Origin of the sequence: Empedobacter sp. 225-1 (assembly GCF_030328185.1) — a bacterium.
GTDB classification, from domain to species: domain Bacteria; phylum Bacteroidota; class Bacteroidia; order Flavobacteriales; family Weeksellaceae; genus Empedobacter; species Empedobacter stercoris.
The window spans coordinates 23,405-44,668 of the sequence record NZ_JACALO010000027.1; the positions used below are offsets into that span (position 1 = coordinate 23,405).

The 21,264-nt window shown below is 32.4% G+C and carries 16 protein-coding genes; 6 read left to right on the forward strand and 10 right to left on the reverse strand.

The window, feature by feature from the left end; all coding sequences use genetic code 11:
- Positions 1-77: 77 nt before the first annotated feature.
- Both HX088_RS09155 and HX088_RS09160 read left to right on the forward strand, forming a co-directional pair.
- On the forward strand, positions 78-2,309 hold the full coding sequence (locus HX088_RS09155) for a TonB-dependent siderophore receptor (RefSeq protein ID WP_286483977.1): 2,232 nt from the start codon (positions 78-80) through the stop codon (positions 2,307-2,309).
- Positions 2,310-2,428: 119 nt separating this feature from the next.
- Positions 2,429-2,917: a TlpA family protein disulfide reductase gene (locus tag HX088_RS09160; RefSeq protein WP_260541987.1), complete on the forward strand. Its 489-nt coding sequence runs from the start codon at positions 2,429-2,431 to the stop codon at positions 2,915-2,917.
- A gap of 69 nt (positions 2,918-2,986) precedes the next feature.
- Here the strand turns inward: HX088_RS09160 and HX088_RS09165 are convergent, their stop codons facing one another.
- The 4 genes from HX088_RS09165 to HX088_RS09180 form a co-directional block, all read right to left on the reverse strand.
- Entirely contained in the window at positions 2,987-3,934 is a 948-nt protein-coding gene (locus HX088_RS09165) for an FKBP-type peptidyl-prolyl cis-trans isomerase (protein ID WP_260541985.1), read from the reverse strand.
- A gap of 41 nt (positions 3,935-3,975) precedes the next feature.
- Positions 3,976-4,602, reverse strand: coding sequence for a DUF8439 domain-containing protein (locus HX088_RS09170; RefSeq protein WP_260541983.1), 627 nt, complete (start codon positions 4,600-4,602; stop codon positions 3,976-3,978).
- 17 nt (positions 4,603-4,619) lie between these two features.
- Positions 4,620-5,708: a DNA polymerase III subunit gamma/tau gene (gene dnaX / locus HX088_RS09175; RefSeq protein WP_286483978.1), complete on the reverse strand. Its 1,089-nt coding sequence runs from the start codon at positions 5,706-5,708 to the stop codon at positions 4,620-4,622.
- Between the two features lie 81 nt (positions 5,709-5,789).
- Positions 5,790-7,421: an ABC1 kinase family protein gene (locus tag HX088_RS09180; protein WP_225542186.1), complete on the reverse strand. Its 1,632-nt coding sequence runs from the start codon at positions 7,419-7,421 to the stop codon at positions 5,790-5,792.
- A 242-nt stretch (positions 7,422-7,663) separates the two neighbouring features.
- Here HX088_RS09180 and rpsA point away from each other — a divergent pair, with 242 nt between their 5' ends.
- From rpsA to HX088_RS09195, 3 genes are all read left to right on the forward strand, one after another.
- A complete protein-coding gene (rpsA, locus tag HX088_RS09185; RefSeq protein WP_171621846.1) occupies positions 7,664-9,493 on the forward strand; it encodes a 30S ribosomal protein S1 in 1,830 nt (609 codons plus the stop codon).
- Positions 9,494-9,689: 196 nt separating this feature from the next.
- Complete coding sequence (locus HX088_RS09190; protein ID WP_210766915.1) at positions 9,690-10,157, forward strand: Lrp/AsnC family transcriptional regulator; 468 nt, start codon at positions 9,690-9,692, stop codon at positions 10,155-10,157.
- A gap of 13 nt (positions 10,158-10,170) precedes the next feature.
- Positions 10,171-11,178 carry an EamA family transporter gene (locus HX088_RS09195; protein ID WP_171621845.1) on the forward strand — a complete coding sequence of 336 codons (1,008 nt, stop codon included), beginning with the start codon at positions 10,171-10,173 and terminating at the stop codon, positions 11,176-11,178.
- A 66-nt stretch (positions 11,179-11,244) separates the two neighbouring features.
- Here HX088_RS09195 and ribB read toward each other — a convergent pair whose 3' ends face one another.
- The 6 genes from ribB to smpB form a co-directional block, all read right to left on the reverse strand.
- Complete coding sequence (gene ribB / locus HX088_RS09200; protein ID WP_286483979.1) at positions 11,245-12,369, reverse strand: 3,4-dihydroxy-2-butanone-4-phosphate synthase; 1,125 nt, start codon at positions 12,367-12,369, stop codon at positions 11,245-11,247.
- Positions 12,370-12,378: 9 nt separating this feature from the next.
- Positions 12,379-13,839 (reverse strand): LptF/LptG family permease, encoded by a 1,461-nt coding sequence (locus HX088_RS09205; protein WP_171621843.1) that lies wholly within the window; start codon positions 13,837-13,839, stop codon positions 12,379-12,381.
- 3 nt (positions 13,840-13,842) lie between these two features.
- Positions 13,843-14,472 (reverse strand): outer membrane lipoprotein periplasmic chaperone LolA1, encoded by a 630-nt coding sequence (lolA1, locus tag HX088_RS09210; protein ID WP_286483980.1) that lies wholly within the window; start codon positions 14,470-14,472, stop codon positions 13,843-13,845.
- Positions 14,473-14,505: 33 nt separating this feature from the next.
- The gene (locus tag HX088_RS09215) at positions 14,506-17,037 is read right to left on the reverse strand and encodes an FtsK/SpoIIIE family DNA translocase (RefSeq protein WP_286483981.1); all 2,532 of its coding nucleotides are present in this window, start codon (positions 17,035-17,037) and stop codon (positions 14,506-14,508) included.
- 207 nt (positions 17,038-17,244) lie between these two features.
- Positions 17,245-18,747 carry an OmpA family protein gene (locus HX088_RS09220; RefSeq protein WP_286483982.1) on the reverse strand — a complete coding sequence of 501 codons (1,503 nt, stop codon included), beginning with the start codon at positions 18,745-18,747 and terminating at the stop codon, positions 17,245-17,247.
- Between the two features lie 66 nt (positions 18,748-18,813).
- The gene (smpB, locus tag HX088_RS09225) at positions 18,814-19,266 is read right to left on the reverse strand and encodes an SsrA-binding protein SmpB (protein WP_171621839.1); all 453 of its coding nucleotides are present in this window, start codon (positions 19,264-19,266) and stop codon (positions 18,814-18,816) included.
- Between the two features lie 66 nt (positions 19,267-19,332).
- Here smpB and HX088_RS09230 point away from each other — a divergent pair, with 66 nt between their 5' ends.
- Complete coding sequence (locus HX088_RS09230; RefSeq protein WP_286483984.1) at positions 19,333-20,955, forward strand: ABC-F family ATP-binding cassette domain-containing protein; 1,623 nt, start codon at positions 19,333-19,335, stop codon at positions 20,953-20,955.
- Positions 20,956-21,264 lie beyond the last annotated feature (309 nt).

A 21,264-nucleotide genomic window follows, 5' to 3' on the forward strand; every position in this document is an offset into this window, starting at 1 on the left:
GATTTCTTTTTTTTATTTAGATTAAGTCTAATTAAATTTGCGTAATTAATTTTATTTAGATTAAATATAGATAACGCATGAGAAAGAATATATATTTATTATCAACTCTTACACTACTTAGTTTATCAACTGCCTTTGCACAAGAAACTAAAAAAGAAAGAAAAGATTCTATCAACACTTTACAAGAAGTTGAAATTTTTGGAGATCGAAATAAGAATCAAAGAGGATTAGAAACAATCACGCGTTTCCCTGGTTCACCTCAAGATCAATTGCAATCAATTTCAATTATTTCAGAAAAATTAATTGAAGATCAAGGCGCGCTAACCATTACAGAAGCCGCTCGTAATGTACCTGGAGTTACACTCTTCGGTTCTTATGGAGGAAACAGAGAGTCGATGTCAATACGTGGATACAGAGGAACACCAGTTCTAAAAAATGGAATACGTATGGATTCAGATTTTAGGACCTCATCAGGTGTTGTTGACATGCAAGGCGTAGAATCTTTACAAGTTATTCGTGGTGCTGCGGCAATAACTCAGGGAATGGCAAATGGATTGGGTTCTGCAGGAGGAGTAATAAATGTCATTACAAAAACACCTCGCTACATAAATGCAGGTAACCTTGGTTTACGTGTTGGTTCTTGGAATCAGATTAGAACAACATTTGACGTACAACGTGTTTTAACTGAAAACAAAAACTTAGCGGTACGAATTAATGGAGCTTATGAACAAGCGGATAGCTACAGAGATGTAATCAATAAAAATCGACTTTATATCAATCCTTCTATTGGTTGGAAGATCGATGATAAAACGGAATTTGTGGCTGAATTTGATTACTTTAATGGTGAGGCAACTCCAGATAGAGGAACTTTCAATACAAAAGATATCACAGAAAATGGTTTAATTGATTTCGGCTCACGCTTTTTAGGGTATGATATCGATAACGAAGAAATGAAAACATTTTCTTATTCTGCTCGAATTACTCGTCAATTAACAGATAAAATTAATGTACGCGCTGCATACATGGCTAATACTTACGAAAGAGATCAAATAGCTTCTACTTTAACTGCTGTAAAAGGTAGTGGAAATGGACATTTGAGAGATAGAGGATTAGGAAGAAGCTTTAAAGATGATCGTAATTCAACATTACAGATTGATGTAATGGGAAAAGACTTTATGTTTGGAAAATTCAAATGGTCTTGGCAAGTTGGATACGATTTATCATCTACACGAACAGACTCTCGCACTTCTGCGAATAACTATAGAGATGAAAATGGAAAAATTGTAGTTGATACAAATGATAAAGAAATTAATCCATTATTAAATTTAGATCGTATTAATGCTTATGAAGCTAACACCAATCATATCGACTTAGATGCTAATCAACTTGATGCTTTACGATTGGGAAAATCAGAAATGAGTAAAATGACTTCTTATGGTTTTATGGCTCAACAACGAATCAGTTATGCTGATTTTGTTACGTTAGTTGCTTCTGCTCGTTATTCTTATGCAAATGATTACAAAGACAGTGCTATAGATCCGATGATTGGATTAATGGTAAGTCCTACAAAAAACATCAACTTTTATGGTACTTATGCAACAACAACAAGTTTGCGTTCTGCAGCCAGAAAAATGATTGATGGTACAACAGCTGGCGCTTCTTCAACAGATCAATTTGAAGCAGGAATCAAAACATCATGGTTTAATGATCGTTTCAGAGCAAATGTAAATTACTTCAATATGAACGAAGATAATTTAACATACCAATATTACGATCCTATCACAAATGCTCCAACGAATTTCTACGATTACGCAGGAAGTTTAAGAAGAGAAGGTCTTGAACTTGAAGTAACTGGACGACCTCTACCTAACGTACAAGTATTATTGGGTTATTCTTACACTGATGTGGGATACAAAAATTCTCCAGCTTATGTAGAAGGTTCTCGTCCCATGAACTCACCTTACTCAACTGCAAATGCTTGGGTACAATATAAATTCCAAAAAACAAACACTTTTGCAGATGGTTTAGGTGTATCATTAGGTGTATATTATGTTGGATCAAGACCAGTTAACGATCAAGCTACAACAAGAGATTCTCATGGAAATGTCATGAATGGGCAGGCACCTTTTTTAATGCCAGAAATGACTACTCTTAATGCACAATTAAGCTATTCAATGAAAAGATTTGATTTCCGATTATTCTTTAATAATATTACAGATGAAGTTGGATACAACTCATATTACCGTGGAGGTTACATCAACCAAATCGATCCATTTAATATGGCTGCACAAGTTGTATTTAAATTCTAATTTCTTTTCTCAACTTTAAATTTTTAGCATTTTTAAAATAGGAAAACGACAGTTTTATTAACTGTCGTTTTTATTTTGAATAGAATTGATTAACTTCCGTCAAAATTTTTCTTAACAACATGAAAACAAAACTTACTGCTTTAGTCATATTCTTTTGTTCGATTTTTACATTCGCACAAACTGAAAATACATTAACAACTATACCAGAATTTTCTTTTGTAAAAATGCAATCCGATGGAATTTTCGATTCAAAAGAAATCAAAAAAGGAAAACAAACTTTGATTGTTTTATACTCACCAACATGTATCCACTGTCAATTAGCGTTAAATCACTTTAACAACAATTACGAAGAACATTTCAAAAACACACAAATTATTTTAGTTTCCGAATACGAAGCAAAAGATGCTATTCCATTTTTAAATCAACATGCACCAAAATTTGTAAACAATAAAAATGTAGAATTATTATACGATTCTAATTATGAGTTTGGTCCTATTTTTCAACCAACTTCAATTCCTACATTCTATTTATTCGACAAGAATAAAAATCTTGTAACGATTAGAAAAGGTTCTGTTGAAGCCAATAAAATTTTTAATTATCTGAAATAAATTAAAATATAATGCATAAAAAAATCCCACTCATCGAGTGGGATTTTTAGTTTGTATGTAACCTATTGATTATTTACCTTGTTGAGCTTGCGCTTCGAATTGTTTTTGTAATTCTTTAATTTGCTCTTCTGATAAACCTTGTCCTTGCGCACCTGGTTGACCTTGTGGAGCTGGTTGACCTTCTTTAAAGTCTACTAATTCAACTTCGAATTCTAACGCTTGGTTTGGTCCAATTTGTCCACCTGGAGCTCCCATTTCACCGTAACCTAAGTTTGCAGGAATATAGAATTTGTATTTTGCGCCTTTAGACATTAATTGTAAACCTTCTGACCATCCTGGAATAACTTGATTCAAAGGAAATTCTACACCTCCTTTAGCTTCTGGATTTTTGTCTGTACTATCAAAAGTTTTACCAGTAGCTAAAATTTTACCAGTATATTTTACTTTAACAATACTATTAATGTTTGGTTTAGCACCTGTTCCTTCTTTTTCTACAACATAAACTAATCCTGAAGCAGTCGTTTTAGCACCAGAAGCTTTTTTCTTCTCGTCTACTAATTTTTTAGATTCGTCTGCATTTTTCTTTACCAAATTTTGTTGATGATTCTTTGCATAAGTATCTAAAATTCCCATTCCTGCTTCTTGTGTAATCAACAATTTTTTGTGACGTACAACATCCATAATCCCTTGAACAATAATATCCTTGTCCATTTGATCTAATTGTTGTTGGTTGATAACCGTCTCAATTTGTTGACCAACTTGCTGTCCAATCGCGTAAGATTCTCTACTCTCTTTTCCAGCTTTTAAATAATCTCTGATCCCTTTTTCTAATTGATCGTAGTTGATACTATCTGTCTCAACTAAACGTCCTCCAAGACCTTTGATTTGCTCACCAAGACCAGTTCCGAAAGCATAAGAAGCTTTTTGATCTTCGCTTTCTAATTTGTCTACAGATTTTCCTTTGTTACAAGACACTAACGACGCAACAACAAAAATCCCTAAAAGAACTTTTTTCATTATTTATAAAAATTTATTGCAAGTTTAATAAGAAACTTTCATTAATCATACAAATCTAACCCAAATTCTTCTTTTAATTTTAACAAAACAGGGTTTTTGTCTGATAATAGTTTAAATTTCTCTTTATTCGATAAGATATGATTTGTAGCTTCCTTCTCCGAAAATTTGATTTGAATCGTGAAATAATGATTCTTTAGAAATGCTCTTAAACTATTTCTAATTCGATCACGGTATTCCTCAAATTCCTGTTCAGATGAATGTGAAGAAAACTCGAAAATAATTTCATCCCCTTCCAAACCAAGCTCTGTTGTCATCAATGCATTATAAGACGGAATGTTATGTTCGATTTTCAAACGATCCAAGAATCTTTTCCATCCTTCATTTACTTGTTCTAATGTAAATTTTTCTCGTGGCAAATCATCTCGTAGTATTTCTTCTTGATGTTCTTGTACTTTTGCTCCAGGTAAAGCCATTTTCAAACTAAATGATGAATTACCGCTGATTTTAATTGGTTTTGAAGCACGTGTATATGCTTTGACCTCTTCCGAAATCACCGATTTTTTCACATTAAAATGTACCTGCGATTGAGACTCTTCATTTTGCTGTACCATGTTGTTTTGATGAACTGAAGGTACCGCAATTGTAGTCGTTTGTTGTTCTTTTGACAAATAAAAAGATGGAGGAACTATACTATACTTTTTTTTTTAAGACCGTTTTCTTCAGCAGTTAAAGATGCTAATTGCATCAAAGCAATTTCAACTGTTAAACGTGGATTCTTACTCGATTTGTAATTTAAATCTGCTTCATTACAGATTTCTATCGCACCAAATAAAAATGAAGCCGAACATTTTTGAGCATGTTCTAAGTATTTCGCTTTGATACGTTCTCCTACTTCTAACAAACTAACGGTATTAGCTGTTTTAGACATCAACAAATCGCGGAAATGTGCACCTAAGCCACAAATAAAAAGATGGGCATCAAATCCTTTATTTAAAATGTCGTTCAGTTGCAACATTGCTTGCGGAATATCATTTTCCAAACACGCATCTGTCATCTTGAAATAATAATCGTAATCCAATACATTCAAGTTTTCTGCAACAGCGGAATACGTCAAATTTTTATTTGTAAAAGTTGCCATTCGATCAAAAATCGACAACGAATCACGTAAAGCTCCATCTGCTTTTTGCGCAATCAAATGCAGCGCATCATCTTCGAAAGTTACTTGTTCTTTATCTGCAACATTTTTCAGATGTCCTTTGATATCTTCAACTCCTATTCGTTTGAAATCATAAATCTGACATCGAGAAAGAATCGTAGGAATAATTTTATGTTTTTCTGTAGTTGCCAAAATAAAAATAGCATGCGCTGGTGGCTCTTCTAATGTTTTCAAAAAAGCATTAAAAGCTGCTGTTGATAACATATGAACCTCATCAATAATATACACACGATATTTTCCAATTTGAGGAACAATACGTACTTGATCGATTAGATTTCGTATATCATCCACCGAATTATTTGATGCTGCATCTAACTCGAAAATATTGAAAGTAAAATCTTGATCACCTTCTACTCCATTTTCTTCGTTAATTTTACGTGCTAAAATTCTGGCGCATGTTGTTTTCCCAACACCTCTTGGACCACAAAATAAAAGTGCTTGTGGCAATTGATTAGACTTTATCGCTTGTTCTAAAGTATTTGTAATAGACGCTTGTCCAACTACATCTTCAAAATTTAGTGGGCGATATTTTCTGGCTGAAACAACAAAATTTTCCATACAAATGCAAATATAATAGTTTTAAGTTTCTTATAAAAATACTTTCTTTTTGATGCTTAATTTTAAAGCTAAATTTTAAATCTACTTTTTTCTAAAGACTAAAATAATAATACAACTCGCCGTAAAAACAGATAATAAATACCCAACCCAAGAAAGCATTGGCATGTCTAAAATCATGGGACGAACGGTTGTATTGGCTAACATACTTCCACCAATTCCAAAAGTTAATGTTAATAAAGCTAACACTATTTTATTGACACTGTCTTTTATGAGTTTCTGAATATTATCGATTTCATCAATCTTAAAATTAAGCGCTAATTTATCGTTGTTTATTTTTTCGATTAGCTTTAATGTATCTTCTGGTAAATCGTTGATTAAATCTTGAATATCCTTGAAATTATCAATCGTCTTTTTACTCAAATATTTAGGATGAAATTTCTGACGAGCTAATTTTATTGCATACGGACGCATCGAACGTTGTACATTAAGATCAGCATGCAATTGTTGACCAATCCCTTCTATAAGCGCAATTCCTCTTAATAAGATATAAACATATTCAGGTAATAACACATGATTACGCTGTAGAATATGATTAAATTTTTTGATGATTACCTGAACTTCAATGGTGTCAACTGTATTGTATTCTAAATAGTCAAAAATATCAGCAATATCACGTTCCAATTGTTTATCATTTTCGATATAATGTTTAATCGCCATTTTTTTGAGTGAACGAACAATACGTTTTGGATTTTTCAAACCAAAATCAATGACAACATTTTCTAATGCTTCTTTTTCGTTGATTGCTAAAATTCCCATCGAGCCAAAATCGATGAAAGCTATTCGACCGTCTTGCAAAATAAAAATATTACCTGGATGAGGATCGGCATGAAAAAAACCATCATCTAACAATTGTTTCAAATAAATATCAAACCCTTTTTGCACGATTTTTTTTGGGTCAAGTCCCAACGCTTCCAATTGCTCAACATCATTTACTTTAAAACCCTCGATTAATTCCATACAAAGAAAATTATTATTCGAATAGTCTTCGTATGTTTTAGGCACGTAAACATCTTTACTTTTCTCGAAATTTTTTCTAAAACGTTCGATATTTTGAAATTCGTTCGTTAGAGAAAGTTCTTTTAGAATTGAATTTTCGAATGATTTTTCAATTTCAGAAATGAATAACTTTTGTAACTTCTCGTATTTCTTTTCTAAAAAAAGAACGATATCACGAATCAAGGCCAAATCTGATTCGATGATATGTTGAATGTTTGATCGCTTCACTTTGAACACGACTTTTTCACCATTCAATAATGTAGCGCGGTAAACTTGTGAAATACTGGCTGCAGCAAAAGGTTGTTGTTCTATTGAAAGAAAATGTTCGTCTGGTTCTATTCCAAATTCATCTTTTATTCTTTGATAAATATCAATCTCTTCAGGCGGGACATTATCTTGTAATTTTTTCAACTCTTCGACCAATGATTCAGGAACCAAATCTTTTCGATTACTTAATAATTGACCAAATTTTATATAGGTTGGTCCGAGTTCTTCCAAAGCCATTCGAAACCTTTGATTGAAAGAACTATTGAAGAAATCAGTATTTTGGTCAGAATGAAACAAATCATTTCCACGAGAAAGGATTTCTTCAAAACCATATTTAGAAACGACTTTTACGATTTTCGAAAAGCGTTTTATTTTCTTTAAACTATCCATAAGATTTAGATTCGTTTACAAGTTACAAATAAACAAACGTGTATTGAGTTTATAAAAACTTAAATTTCTTTGAGTTGAAGCGAAAATTATTCCAAAAAATTAATTTTTATTGTTTATCTTTGCACTCGCTTAAATGAATTAGGAATCAAGCGATTAATTATTAAGTTAAACATCTCTCGGTCATTTATTTGCATTTTAAGATTCCAAAAATAAAATTGATTGAGATACAAATTTTTAGAATTATGTCTAAAGAAACAAAACAAGAGGAGGTAAAAGAAGTTGTATTAAACACTCCAGTATTAGATGCGTCTGCTAATGCAAACGTAGCGCCAGAATCATTTGATTGGGAATCTTTCGAATCAGGATTAAACGAAGAAGATCGTAAAGAAAAAGCTGAATTAGAGCAAATGTACGATACAACTTTAGAAGACTTACATGAGAATGAAGTATTCAAAGGACAAGTTGTACGTATTACAGATAAAGAAGCTATCGTTGACATCAACTTCAAATCAGAAGGTGTTATTTCATTAAACGAATTCCGTTACAACCAAGATTTAAAAGTTGGAGATATCGTTGAAGTAATGGTTGATCAACGTGAAGATAAAAATGGACAATTAATTTTATCTCACAAAAAAGCTCGTACATTAAATGCATGGGATGCTGTGAACAAAGCACACGATTCTCAAGAAATCGTTAACGGTTACATCAAAGCTCGTACTAAAGGAGGTATGATTGTTGACGTATTCGGAATTGAAGCTTTCTTACCAGGTTCTCAAATCGATGTTAAACCAATCCGTGATTACGAACAATTCGTAGGAAAAACTATGGAGTTCAAAGTTGTTAAAATCAACCCAGAATTCAAAAACGTAGTTGTTTCTCACAAAGCGTTAATCGAGGCTGATATCGAAGTTCAGAAAAAAGAAATCGTTGCTCAATTAGAGAAAGGACAAGTATTAGAAGGTGAAGTTAAAAACATCACATCTTACGGTGTATTCGTAGACTTAGGAGGTGTTGACGGTTTAATCCACATTACAGACTTATCTTGGTCTCGTATCAACCACCCATCTGAAATCTTAGAAGATGGACAAAAAATCAACGTTGTAATCTTAGATTTCGACGAAGATAAATCTCGTATCCAATTAGGTATTAAACAATTAGAAGCTCACCCATGGGATGCTTTAGATGCTGATATCAAAGTTGGTGATAAAGTTAAAGGAAAAGTAGTTGTTTTAGCTGACTACGGTGCATTCGTTGAGGTTGCTCCAGGTGTAGAAGGTTTAATCCACGTTTCTGAAATGTCATGGTCTACACACTTACGTTCTGCTCAAGATTTCGTAAAAGTAGGTGATGAAGTTGAAGCAGTAGTTTTAACTTTAGATAGAGAAGAAAGAAAAATGTCTTTAGGTATCAAACAATTAACGCCAGATCCTTGGACAGATATTACAACTAAATACCCAGTAGGTTCTACTCACAAAGGTAAAGTTCGTAACTTCACTAACTTCGGTGTATTCGTAGAATTAGAAGAAGGTGTTGACGGATTAATCTACATCTCTGACTTATCTTGGACTAAGAAAATCAAACACCCATCAGAATTCTGTGCAGTTGATGATATCTTAGACGTAGTAGTTTTAGAATTAGACGTAGAAGCTCGTCGTTTATCTTTAGGTCACAAACAATTAACTGAAAACCCTTGGGATCAGTACGAAGCTAAATATGCTGTAGGTACAACTCACACAGGTGTTGCAGTTGACGTATTTGACAAAGGTGCTACAGTTCAATTCGAAGATGCTGATGTTGAAGCTTTCGCTCCAGCTCGTACATTAGAGAAGGAAGACGGATCTCGTATCAAAAAAGGTGAAGAAACATCTTTCAAAGTAATCGAATTCAATAAAGAATTCCGTCGTGTAGTAGTTTCTCATACAGCAACTTTCCGTGAGGAAGAAGTTAAAGCTGAAAGAACTTCTAACAACAATAACAACAACAATTCATCTAACACAATTGAAACATCTACATTAGGAGATATCGATTCATTAGCTGCATTGAAAAAGAAAATGGAAGAAGGAGGAAACTAATTCTCTAACGGAAATTTTTAAATAACATAAGCTGTCCAATATTGGGCAGCTTTTTTTATGAACAAAGGTTTAACACTTGGTAAAAATACTGAATTTAATTTATGGTTTAAAATCATATCAAGAACAAAATACAATTATTAATATATTTTTTGAATATTATTCAAAAAACTTTAATTTTGCAGTCGAAATGGAAAAAATAGAATTCAATTTAGATGCTACCGATTTGAAAATCATGCGATTAATGCAAGAAAATGCGCGTATTAACAATGCCGATATTGCAAGAGAATTGGGAATGGCACCTTCTGGTATATTAGAACGTGTAAAGAAGCTTGAAAACAAACAAGTTATTTTAGCTTATCATGCAAAAATAAATCCAGTAGCAGTTGGTCAAAAATTACTTTCATACATGTTTATCAAAACGGTAGATATTATCGGAGATGAAACAGTAGGAAAACAGCTTGCTCAAATTCCAGAAGTTTTAGAAGTTCATGATATCGCTGGAGATGATGGTTATCTAATCAAAGTAAGAACTTCTGATAACGAAGGTTTAGTAGAATTAATGCGTAAACATCTTAGCAAAATTGGTGGAATCACTTCTACACGAACAACTATCGTATTACAAACAATAAAAGAAGAACAAAATATCGTTATACCAACGAACTAAAATTGAAGATTGAATGAAAGGGAATCAACCAAGCAAGTGGCTGATTATTGCAGCGTATTTCGTAGTTTATGTCGTTTGGGGGTCAACTTATTTTTTTATAGATAAGGCATTACATGGCTTTAGTCCATTTATTTTGGGCTCGTTTCGTTTTATTGGAGCGAGTACATTATTGATGGGGTATTGCAAATTAAAAGGCTATAAACTTTGGGATAAACAAATCGTAAAACAATGCATTTTTACGGGATTTATGTTACTTTTTATTGATATGGCCGGAATTATTTGGTCTGAGCAATTTTTACCAAGTGGAATTGTTGCGATTATGGCAGCTTCGGCAGCTATTTGGTTCATTGTATTAGATAAACCAAAATGGAAACAAAATTTTTCAAGTATTCCCACTGTATTAGGTGTACTGTTTGGTTTTATAGGTGTTTTGATGCTATTCTACGAACAAACGACTACTGTACACGCAGACGCAGATCAGCAATTCTTAAATATGATTGGATTGATTGTTTTAATCTTTTGTTCTATCGCTTGGACATTGGGTTCTTTGTATTCTAAATATGTGACGGACAAACAGAAAAAAGAAGTTACAAAACCAAAAGAAGAGTTGCATATCATGGTAAAAACAGCTTGGCAAATGATTACTGCTGGTGTATTATTCAATACTGTTGCCATATTCAATGGAGAGTATGCCAATTTCAATCTTGCGAATGTAACGACAGAAGATTGGTTAGCAATGGCTTATTTAACAACTTTTGGCTCTATTCTTGCATTTGGATCTTATGTTTGGTTGTTACAACATCGTCCAGCCGTAGAAGTTTCTACTTATGCTTACGTTAATCCGATTGTAGCAGTAGCGTTAAGTTATTTTTTCTCAGATGATGTCATAACTCATTTGCAGATCTATGGATTAGCAGTAATTTTATTCAGTGTTTTATTAATGAATTGGAATCTTTACAAAAACACAAAATCAGTTCAAAAAATTCTGCATCTTGTTTCTCGTAAACATTATGCGCATTAAATATTATGATGATTAATAAAAAAAGCTTCTCTTGTGAGAAGCTTTTTTTAGTTCTATATTATTTTCTTACAATTTTGTACATTTTACAATCTCTAAACCATATTGTGTAGTATGAGGCTTTTCGACTGTTCGTGTAATTAAATTCATTTTTTGGATTCCTAAATCTTTGATAATTTGCGATCCAATTCCATGATCTTTTTCGTCTGCTGGTAAAATCCCCGATTTAGATTTTCCTTCAGAATAGCTTTTGAAAATTTCTAATTTCTGTTCAACTAATTCAGAATTCTGAATATTATTGATAAAAATAATAACTCCTTTTTCTTCTTCGTTGATAATGTTCATTGTTTTTTCTAACAATGGCGTTTCTCCATTTTGTAAAGCGCTAAATAAGTCATAATAACTGTTTGTCGATTTTACACGTACAGGAACAACATCATCTTTTGACCATTTTCCTTTTTTTAGTGCAAAGTGAATTTGGTTGTTTGTTGTTTGTTGATAAGCAACTAAATCATAATCTCCAAATTTAGTTTTTGCAGGAAATTCTTCAATACGTTTTACCAACGATTCGTTTTCTAATCTATATGCAATTAAATCTTCAATCGAAACGATTTTAAGATCAAAATTTTTCGCAATCTCCAATAATTCAGGAAGACGAGCCATCTCTCCATCTTCTTTCAATATTTCAACAATACATCCAGCAGGATAATGTCCTGCCATACGCGCCAAATCAACAGCTGCTTCTGTATGTCCCATGCGAACTAAAACCCCTCCATCTTTCGCTATTAAAGGAAAAATATGTCCTGGTTTACCTAAATCATCAGGATTTGTATTTTCATCAATTAAGGCTTGAATAGTTTTTGAACGATCCGAAGCCGAAATTCCTGTTGTACAACCATGTCCTTGTAAATCGACAGAAACGGTAAAATTCGTTTCATAAATCGCTGTATTGTGACCAACCATAAGATCTAAGCCTAAAGCTTTACATCTTTTTTGTGTAAGTGGTGTACAAACCAATCCGCGTCCATGCGTTACCATAAAGTTGATGACTTCTGGTGTAGCAAACTCGGCGATACATAGGAAATCTCCTTCATTTTCACGATCTTCATCGTCAACTACAATGATAACTTTTCCTTGTTTTAAATCTTCTAAAGCTTCTTCAATTGTGTTTAATTGAGATGATCTATTTTCCATTGTTTTATATTATTGATAACGAGAATGCTCCTCGTTTTTGTTTGTTTTCTTAAACTTATTAAAGTATTTTATAATCGGATCGATGTAAATACTTATGTCAAATAATCCTGAGTCTTGGTTGGCTTTATAACTAAATAAAATAGAGAATGGAAGTGCTATAATATTCGCTGCCCAAGCAGCAAAAGTTGAGTCTAATTTACCATTTTTCGCCATGTTTTCTGCAGAGAAATTTAGAATAAAATAGATAACGAATATGACAATAGAAATAACAACCGGCATTCCAATTCCTCCTTTTTTAACAATTGCTCCTAACGAAGATCCTATCAAAAAGAAAATAATACACGTTACTGCGTACGAAAAGTTTCGGTTGTAATGAATGTTTACTTTTGCATATAGTTTTTCTCGACCTATAATTTCTTGTTCAGAAAATAACATATTTTCTTGATCTCGATTTACCATTTGTATCGATTGATTGATAATTCTGTCTTGATCTTGAGCAGAATGTTCTTTTATATCGAAAATCATTTTGGTATTTACAGAATCAATCTCTTTCATTTTATGAAAGTAATAATAATTCTGATTGAACATATTTGTTTTTAAATCTGAATAATACTTTTTATAATCTACATTTAACGAATCTATCAAATGTCTCAGACCTTTTCCATCCAAATATTTATACGAGTTTCCTGGATCTTCGTCTTTCCCTGAATTTAAAATATCCGAAATATCAATGTAATAATTAAGCGTATCAAACTTTGTATATTGATTTTCTTGACGTAATCGTTGATCTAAATTTTTATTCTTAATATTATCTGTATAAGCAATTCCATCAAAAAGCTCCATTTTCATGTAATGGTTATCGTTTTTATCAGGAGCAAGATTTCCTCTTTTGGCAATTATTGTCATTCCATCTTCTCCAAAAGCTGCATTTTGATGAACAAAAACATCTTCTAACTTTTCAGAATTTTCACCAGAAACTTTATTAATTTTCATCTGAAAACCAGGAACCGTTTCAATAAAAACACCTTCTTTCATATTTACAGTAGGTTTTGTCTGTAAAATACTATAGAGCATTGTTCTTGCTTTTCGTTGAGAATAAGGCATTACTTTGTCTCCAAAATAATACAACCCTATTGACATTAACATAATTAATCCAAAAAGTGGGGCAAGAATTCTTGTTAAAGAGATTCCAGACGCTTTCATTGCTGCCAACTCGTAACGCTCACCAAATCCTCCCATTGTCATAATCGACCCTAAAAGAATGGTAAGTGGCAGTACAAGTTGCACCACGTTAATACCAAAATAAAAAAGTAATTCCGCTATAGTGTACCATTCTAAACCTTTTCCAATAAATTTTTCCATTTCTTGCCATGCAAACTGCACAATAAAGATGAAAAACAGAACACTAAAAATGAAAAAAAATGGACCTAAAAAGGTCTTAATTAAATACCAGTCAAGCTTTTTTAACATTGATTATAATTGTGTAATAATATAGCCTTGCGACTTATATTTCTTTTGGTCAAAGTTAAAGTAACTTTTGTGAATAAGTAAATTTTGAACGTAATCTTTTACAACGATAGACATTGTATCTCCATTTTTACCATATTCTTTATAATCATGGATTTGATTATTTGCTGTATTAACTCCTAAAATCGAATATTTAATTGAAGATGTTTTAGTTGGCGTTAATTTTATATACTGAATCGATTTACCTCCTACTGTTTTTTTATCTGTTAACGCATAACTAAAATCTGTTCGATAGGTATTCAAAACTTTAGTTGGAGTTAAAAAATCATCTGTATTTGACGCATCAGAAACTGTTACTTCTTTGTCATCTTTTGCTATCGTATATAACTTTGTTCCTGTGTATATTTGATTGATGTCTCCTACATTCAAATTAAATTTTTGTTTCATCGAGAAAACTTCTCCTGTTTGATTCATCGATTTTCCATTATTCGAATGACTAAAATCAAACTTAATATAATACGAGCTTGCGTTGGTATATTTTGCGTAAACTTTGTCTAAGATTTGTTTTGCTGATTGAGCGTTTAATGTTCCAACCCCTACTAATAAGAGTATGAAAGAATAAATTATCTTTTTCATACAATTTAAATTTCTATCTGTTTTTAATAAATTTTAGTTCAAATTATTCAACAACTGTTCCAAACTCATGTCATCTTGTATCAATACTTGACGTGCTTTGCTTCCTTCAAAAGGTCCAACAATTCCAGCGGCTTCTAATTGATCAATTAATCGTCCTGCTCGGTTATATCCTAATTTTAATTTTCGTTGTAATAAAGATGCAGAACCTTGTTGATTCATTACAATCAATCGTGCAGCATCTTCAAATAACACATCACGATCAGATAAATCAATATCTAAATTAGAACCTCCATCTTCGCCAACATATTCTGGTAAATGTAAAGCATCTGGATAGCCTCGTTGTTCTCCAATAAACTCGGTGATTTTATCAACTTCTGGTGTATCCACAAAAGCACATTGTAGTCGCACTAAATCATTTCCAGTCGTAAATAGCATATCTCCTTTTCCAATTAATTGATCAGCTCCAGGAGAATCTAAAATTGTTCTCGAATCTATTTTAGATGTTACACGAAACGCTACACGAGCTGGAAAGTTAGCTTTAATTGTACCTGTAATAACATTTACTGAAGGTCGTTGTGTAGCAACAATCAAGTGAATTCCAACAGCACGAGCCAGCTGAGCTAAACGAGCAATAGGTAGTTCTACTTCTTTACCAGCTGTCATAATCAAATCTGCAAACTCATCTACGATTAAAACGATATATGGTAAAAATCGATGTCCAGCTTCTGGGTTTAATTTACGTTCTTTAAACTTCGCATTGTATTCTTTCAAATTACGAACGAAAGCATTCTTAAGTAATTCGTAGCGATCATCCATTTCTATACAAAGCGAATTCAGTGTATTGATTACTTTCGTATTATCTGTGATAATTGCTTCTTCTGCATCAGGTAATTTAGCTAAGTAATGACGTTCTATTTTCGAGTAAAGTGTCAACTCTACTTTCTTTGGATCGACCATTACAAATTTCAATTCTGATGGATGTTTTTTGTACAACAACGATGCAATAATTGCATTCAGTCCTACCGATTTCCCTTGTCCAGTTGCTCCCGCCATTAACAAGTGAGGCATTTTAGCTAAATCAGCAACAAACGTTTCATTCGTAATTGTTTTACCAAAAGCAATAGGTAATTCCATATCAGAATTCTGAAATTTTTGAGAAGCTATTACAGAATGCATCGAAACCATAGATGGATTAGAGTTCGGAACTTCGATACCAATGGTTCCTTTTCCTGGAATTGGTGCAATAATACGAATACCAAGTGCAGCTAAACTTAATGCTATATCATCTTCAAGATTCTTAATTTTAGAAATACGAACTCCTGCTTGCGGCACAATCTCGTAAAGTGTTACAGTTGGACCTATCGTTGCCGTAATTTGTGAAATACCGATTCCGTAGTTACCTAAAGTTTCGATAATTTTATTTTTATTGGATTCTAATTCTTTTTGATCGATTAATGTATTTCCTGAATCATATTTTTTCAATAATGAAATCGGTGGAAATTGAAAATTTGGTAAATCTAAACGTTGGTTATATTCGCCTTGTTCTTGAACCAATCGTGCAGAAGTAGCTTCAAATTCTTCTTCTTCGTCAATTTTTTGAACTTTCAATTCTAAATCATTAGAACCTTCTTGTTTAGAACTTGTAACTGAATTTTCTGTTATTGGTTCAATTTCACTATTTTCTTCTATCTCATCAACCACCAATTCGGTTATATCAACAGGACTTTCTTCAATTTGCTCTTCCTCCTGTGGTTGATTTATAGTAAACTCTTGCGAAAAAGATTCATTTGGACTAACTGTATGTGATTTGATTGCTTCTTTTTCAAAATTCTCGACCAATTTCAACTCTTCAATCGATTCATTTTCTTGTTGTTTTTCAACTTCTTGATTGAATTTATTAATTTTTTCCTGCTCTTCTTCTTCTTTACGTTTTCTTAATTCGAGTTGCTCCTTTTTAATTTTTTCTTGTTCTTTTTCAATGCGATCAAGTTCTTTTTGTTTCGCGCGTTCCTCCATTTTTTGTTGGATAGATTGATATGTCATTCTAAAATGAATCACACAATAAATCAATAAACTAACAAATAACAATAAAACAACACCCAACTTACCGATGAAACTATTTAAAAAATCATTGACTTCAAACCCCATTACACCTGAAAGCATATGTTGTTGTGGAAGAATACATCCGAAGAAGATCGGTAGCCAAATCATAAAAAATATACTTTGATAAAGTGTTTTAAATGGTTTAATTTTTTTCCAGTTCGTAGCCACTTTTATTCCTAACAACATAAAGAAAATTGGGATAAAAAAAGACACAATACCAATGCCTTGTAAGATGAAAGTTTCTCCCAATAAAGCGCCGAACTTACCAAAAATATTTTCAGCAGTTTCACTTTTATCCAATAAATCGGAGATTTGACTCTGGTCGATTAAACCATTAAAAAAATAAGATAAAAACGAAACAAACAACAATAATCCAAGTACTAAAAATATAATACCTACAATTGTTTTAATAATTTGTTTCTTAGGAGTTTTAGGTGTTTCTTGAGTATTTTTTATAGCCATTTTAAGGTTGAGTATAATTGAAGCAAAAGTAATAAATCTTTGAAAGACTAATCTAACGAAAAGTATTTTAATTTACTAAAAATCATTGCCAATTTTAAACATCAAGCTTATATTTTTTATATAAAATAATTTACTAATTCTGATAGAATATAAATAAAAAGCCACCTCAAATGAGGTGGCTTTCATTATTGTAAGCTTTTTAAAGAATTATTTTTTCTTTTTTGTAGCTGGTTTTACAACTTTAGTTTCAGTAACTGTAGCGTTTTTAGGTAAAACTTCAACGCGTCTGTTTCTTTGGTAACATTCTTCTGTTTCCTCAGTACATAATAATTGAGACTCTCCTAATCCACGAGCAGTTAAACGGTTAGCGTCAACTCCACCTCTTTCAGATAAAATCTTAACTAATGCTTTAGCACGTTTTAAAGATAAAGTTTTGTTGTAAGCCGCAGAACCTCTTTGGTCAGCATGTCCATCTAAGTAGAAGCTTTTAGCTTTTAAATCATCAGAATTTAAAATTTGAGCTGCTACACGTACATCATCATAAGAAGATGGAACGATTTTATCAGAGTTGTATTCGAATAAAATGTTAGATAAACGTTTTGCTACGTGAACTTCTGTCCATGGACATCCGTTATTTTCTTTTGGTCCTTTTTCTGTTGGACAAGCATCATCTTTATCTGGAATACCATCTCCATCTGTATCTGGACAACCTTGGAATTCAGCTAAACCATATTCGTTTGGACAAGCATCATCTTTATCTAAGATTCCGTCACCATCTGTATCTGGCCAAGGACATCCATTGTTTTCTACTGGACCAGCAACTTCTGGACAAGCATCATCTTTATCTGGAACTCCGTCACCATCTGTATCTGGACAACCTTGGAATTCAGCTAAACCATATTCGTTTGGACAAGCATCATCTTTATCAAAGATTCCGTCTCCATCTGTATCTGGACATCCGTTTGTTGCAGGATCACCTGTAGCAATACCCGGAGTATCTGGACATGCATCCTCATCATCTGGAATACCATCATTATCTCTATCTTGTTTTCCGAAACGGAAAGTAACTCCTACTGTATGTTGGAAGAAGTCAAAATAGTTGTTTCCTCCGTAAGCTGGTAACCAATTGTAGTCAGAAGCAACATTTAAACCAAAGTTTTTAGTAAACCAAAAATTAATACCTGCACCTAATGAAGCTGCAAAATGATTTTTTTCTAAATCTTCTGCTTCAGTTAACATTGTAAACTCCTCACCATTTCCATTACCGTAGTATGATTTTAATGGGAATTCTAATCCTGTGTAATCGTATCTGTGGTATCCAGCACCTACACGTAAATATGGATCAAACCAAGAATCTTCTTTTAAGATATAGCCATTAGCTAATTTATAACGTAAACCTAAACCTGCATTGATGAATAATTCATCTTTAACACGTAATCTGTTGTTGTCAACTTCACCTACAGAAGCAGTTAAATCAACATCAAAAGATCTGTTTAAGTTACGAATAATAGACAATTTAGATAAAGGAGGAACGATATCCCAGTTATCTGTTTTGAAATACTGGTTGAATGGACCAGTTGCCGAGTTGTGATCAACTGCGTGAGCACCAACTGTAATAGCCCAAGGATTCTTAGAATTCTGAGCGTCTACAAAAGAATTACCCGCTACGAATAATGCTACTGCAGATAATAATAGATTAAACTTTTTCATTATCAAATATTTAGCGTTTTAAATATATTAAATTTTATGTAATTTTTATACAATTATAAGACAAATTTAAGAATTCTTTATCATTCTATCCAAATCTCTTTTCAAATCTTTTCCTTTTATTGTATTTCTTTTATCAAAAAGTTTCTTCCCTTTTGCTAAATAAATCTTCAATTTTGCCAACCCTTTGTTGTTTATATACAGCGTTGTTGCTACAATTGTCAAACCTGTTTCTTTAGTTTTACGTTCTAATTTTCGCAATTCAGATTTTTGCAATAAAAGTTTTCTGTCTCTTCTTGTCTTATGATTAAAGTATGTTCCCCAATCATATTCATCTATAAACATATTAATGATATAGAGTTCACCATCCTTCATTTGACAAAAACTTTCTGTAATAGAAGCTTTTCCCATTCGGATAGATTTTATTTCAGTCCCAAATAATTGGATGCCGGCATCGTATGAATCTAATAGTTCATATTCAAACCTTGCACGTTTATTCTTTATCGTAACTTCTTTTTGCACTTTATTTTATTCCAATTAAAATTTGTAACTTTGCCGGAAGGTCAAACAAACATCATACCAAAAATTATGTTAAATGTTTCTAATTTATCGCTTCAATTCGGAAAGCGTGTTCTTTTCGACGAAGTTAATATAAAATTTACAAATGGCAACTGTTACGGGATAATTGGTGCCAATGGAGCAGGAAAATCAACTTTTTTAAAAATATTATCTGGTGAAATCGATCCTACTTCTGGACAAGTTAGTTTAGAAAAAGGGAAGCGTATGTCTGTCTTAGAGCAGAATCACTTTAAATACGACGAGTACACAGTATTGGATACTGTTTTACGTGGAAATAAAGTATTATACGATATTAAAGAACGTATGGATGCTTTATATGCAAAAGAAGATTTCTCTGAAGAAGATGGTATCAAAGCAGGAGAATTAGGCGTTGTCTATGAAGAAATGAATGGATGGAATGCTGAATCTGATGCAGCTACATTATTATCTAATGTAGGAATTGATTCTGATATGCATTATACGTTAATGGGAGATTTAGATAATAAAGCGAAAGTTCGTATTTTGATTGCGCAAGCTTTATTTGGAAATCCAGACGTGTTAATCTTAGATGAGCCTACCAACGAATTGGACGTTAATACAATTCAATGGTTAGAGGATTTCTTAGGTAATTTTGAAAACACAGTAATTGTAGTATCACACGACCGTCACTTCTTAGACGCGGTTTGTACACATATCTGTGATTTAGATTTCTCTAAATTAAATCTTTATTCTGGTAACTATACATTCTGGTACGAATCTTCTCAATTAGCGGCAAAACAACGTGCTCAACAAAACAAAAAAGCAGAGGAAAAGAAAAAGGAATTACAAGATTTCATTGCTCGTTTCTCTTCTAACGTTGCTAAAGCAAAACAAACAACTTCTCGTAAGAAAATGATCGAGAAATTAAATATTGAAGACATCAAACCATCTTCTCGTCGATACCCTGCAATTATTTGGGAACAATCACGCGAAGCTGGAGATCAAATCTTAGAAGTGAACGATTTATCTGCGTCTGTAGATGGAGAAGTTTTATTTAAAGATGCAAACATCAACCTGAAAAAAGGTGATAAAATTGGTGTTTTCTCTCGTAATTCGAAAGCTGTTTCTCAATTCTTCGAAATTCTATCAGGTAAAGTTCAACCAGATTCTGGTGATTTCTCTTGGGGTATTACAACAACACAAGCGTATTTACCATTAGATAATACAGATTTCTTCAAAGAAGATATCAACTTGGTTGATTGGTTACGTCAATATACTGATTCTGATGAAGAACGTCACGAAGAATTTATGCGTGGTTTCTTAGGTAAAATGTTATTCTCTGGAGACGAAGCATTGAAAAAATCTTCTGTTTTATCTGGAGGTGAAAAAATGCGTTGTATGTTCTCTCGCATGATGTTATTACGTGCAAACGTATTATTATTAGACGAACCAACAGGTCACTTAGACTTAGAATCGATTACAGCATTAAATAATTCTTTGGTTAATTTCAAAGGAACAATTTTAATGGGCTCTCATGACCACGAATTGATTCAAACAACATGTAATCGTATTATCGAGTTGACGCCAAACGGAATCATCGATCGTTATATGACATATGATGAATTCTTAGACGATCCTAAGGTAAAAGAATTAAAAGCAAAATATTACGTTTAAGATTTCTTACACAATATTTCTCAAATCCAGAAGGTTCTACTTTCTGGATTTTTTTATTCTTATTCAATTGATTTTACAATTTATAATTCAATAGAACAACCTTTTCAGTACCTATTATTTATTCATAGATAATATGAACTATACAATTCCTTGCTATACATTCATTAAATTTTCTAAATAAATTATTAACAAAAAAAAATCCAGCCTTAAAAAAAGCTGGATTTATTTTTTGTATTATTTGTCCCGTCCTGAAATAGCGATACAAAAAAGAAATCGTTATTATGGAAGAAAGAAGCAATTATGTCAAAC

Bases quoted from the DNA above. Each gene is read 5' to 3' on its own strand.
- HX088_RS09160 (WP_260541987.1), top strand. From the start codon at position 2,429: ATGAAAACAAAACTTACTGCTTTAGTCATATTCTTTTGTTCGATTTTT.
- HX088_RS09205 (WP_171621843.1), bottom strand. From the start codon at position 13,839: ATGTTAAAAAAGCTTGACTGGTATTTAATTAAGACCTTTTTAGGTCCA.
- HX088_RS09180 (WP_225542186.1), bottom strand. From the start codon at position 7,421: ATGGATAGTTTAAAGAAAATAAAACGCTTTTCGAAAATCGTAAAAGTC.
- HX088_RS09220 (WP_286483982.1), bottom strand. From the start codon at position 18,747: ATGAAAAAGTTTAATCTATTATTATCTGCAGTAGCATTATTCGTAGCG.
- ribB (WP_286483979.1), bottom strand. From the start codon at position 12,369: ATGGAAAATAGATCATCTCAATTAAACACAATTGAAGAAGCTTTAGAA.
- lolA1 (WP_286483980.1), bottom strand. From the start codon at position 14,472: ATGAAAAAGATAATTTATTCTTTCATACTCTTATTAGTAGGGGTTGGA.
- HX088_RS09215 (WP_286483981.1), bottom strand. From the start codon at position 17,037: ATGGCTATAAAAAATACTCAAGAAACACCTAAAACTCCTAAGAAACAA.
- dnaX (WP_286483978.1), bottom strand. From the start codon at position 5,708: ATGGAAAATTTTGTTGTTTCAGCCAGAAAATATCGCCCACTAAATTTT.
- HX088_RS09155 (WP_286483977.1), top strand. From the start codon at position 78: ATGAGAAAGAATATATATTTATTATCAACTCTTACACTACTTAGTTTA.
- HX088_RS09195 (WP_171621845.1), top strand. From the start codon at position 10,171: ATGAAAGGGAATCAACCAAGCAAGTGGCTGATTATTGCAGCGTATTTC.
- rpsA (WP_171621846.1), top strand. From the start codon at position 7,664: ATGTCTAAAGAAACAAAACAAGAGGAGGTAAAAGAAGTTGTATTAAAC.
- HX088_RS09230 (WP_286483984.1), top strand. From the start codon at position 19,333: ATGTTAAATGTTTCTAATTTATCGCTTCAATTCGGAAAGCGTGTTCTT.
- HX088_RS09165 (WP_260541985.1), bottom strand. From the start codon at position 3,934: ATGAAAAAAGTTCTTTTAGGGATTTTTGTTGTTGCGTCGTTAGTGTCT.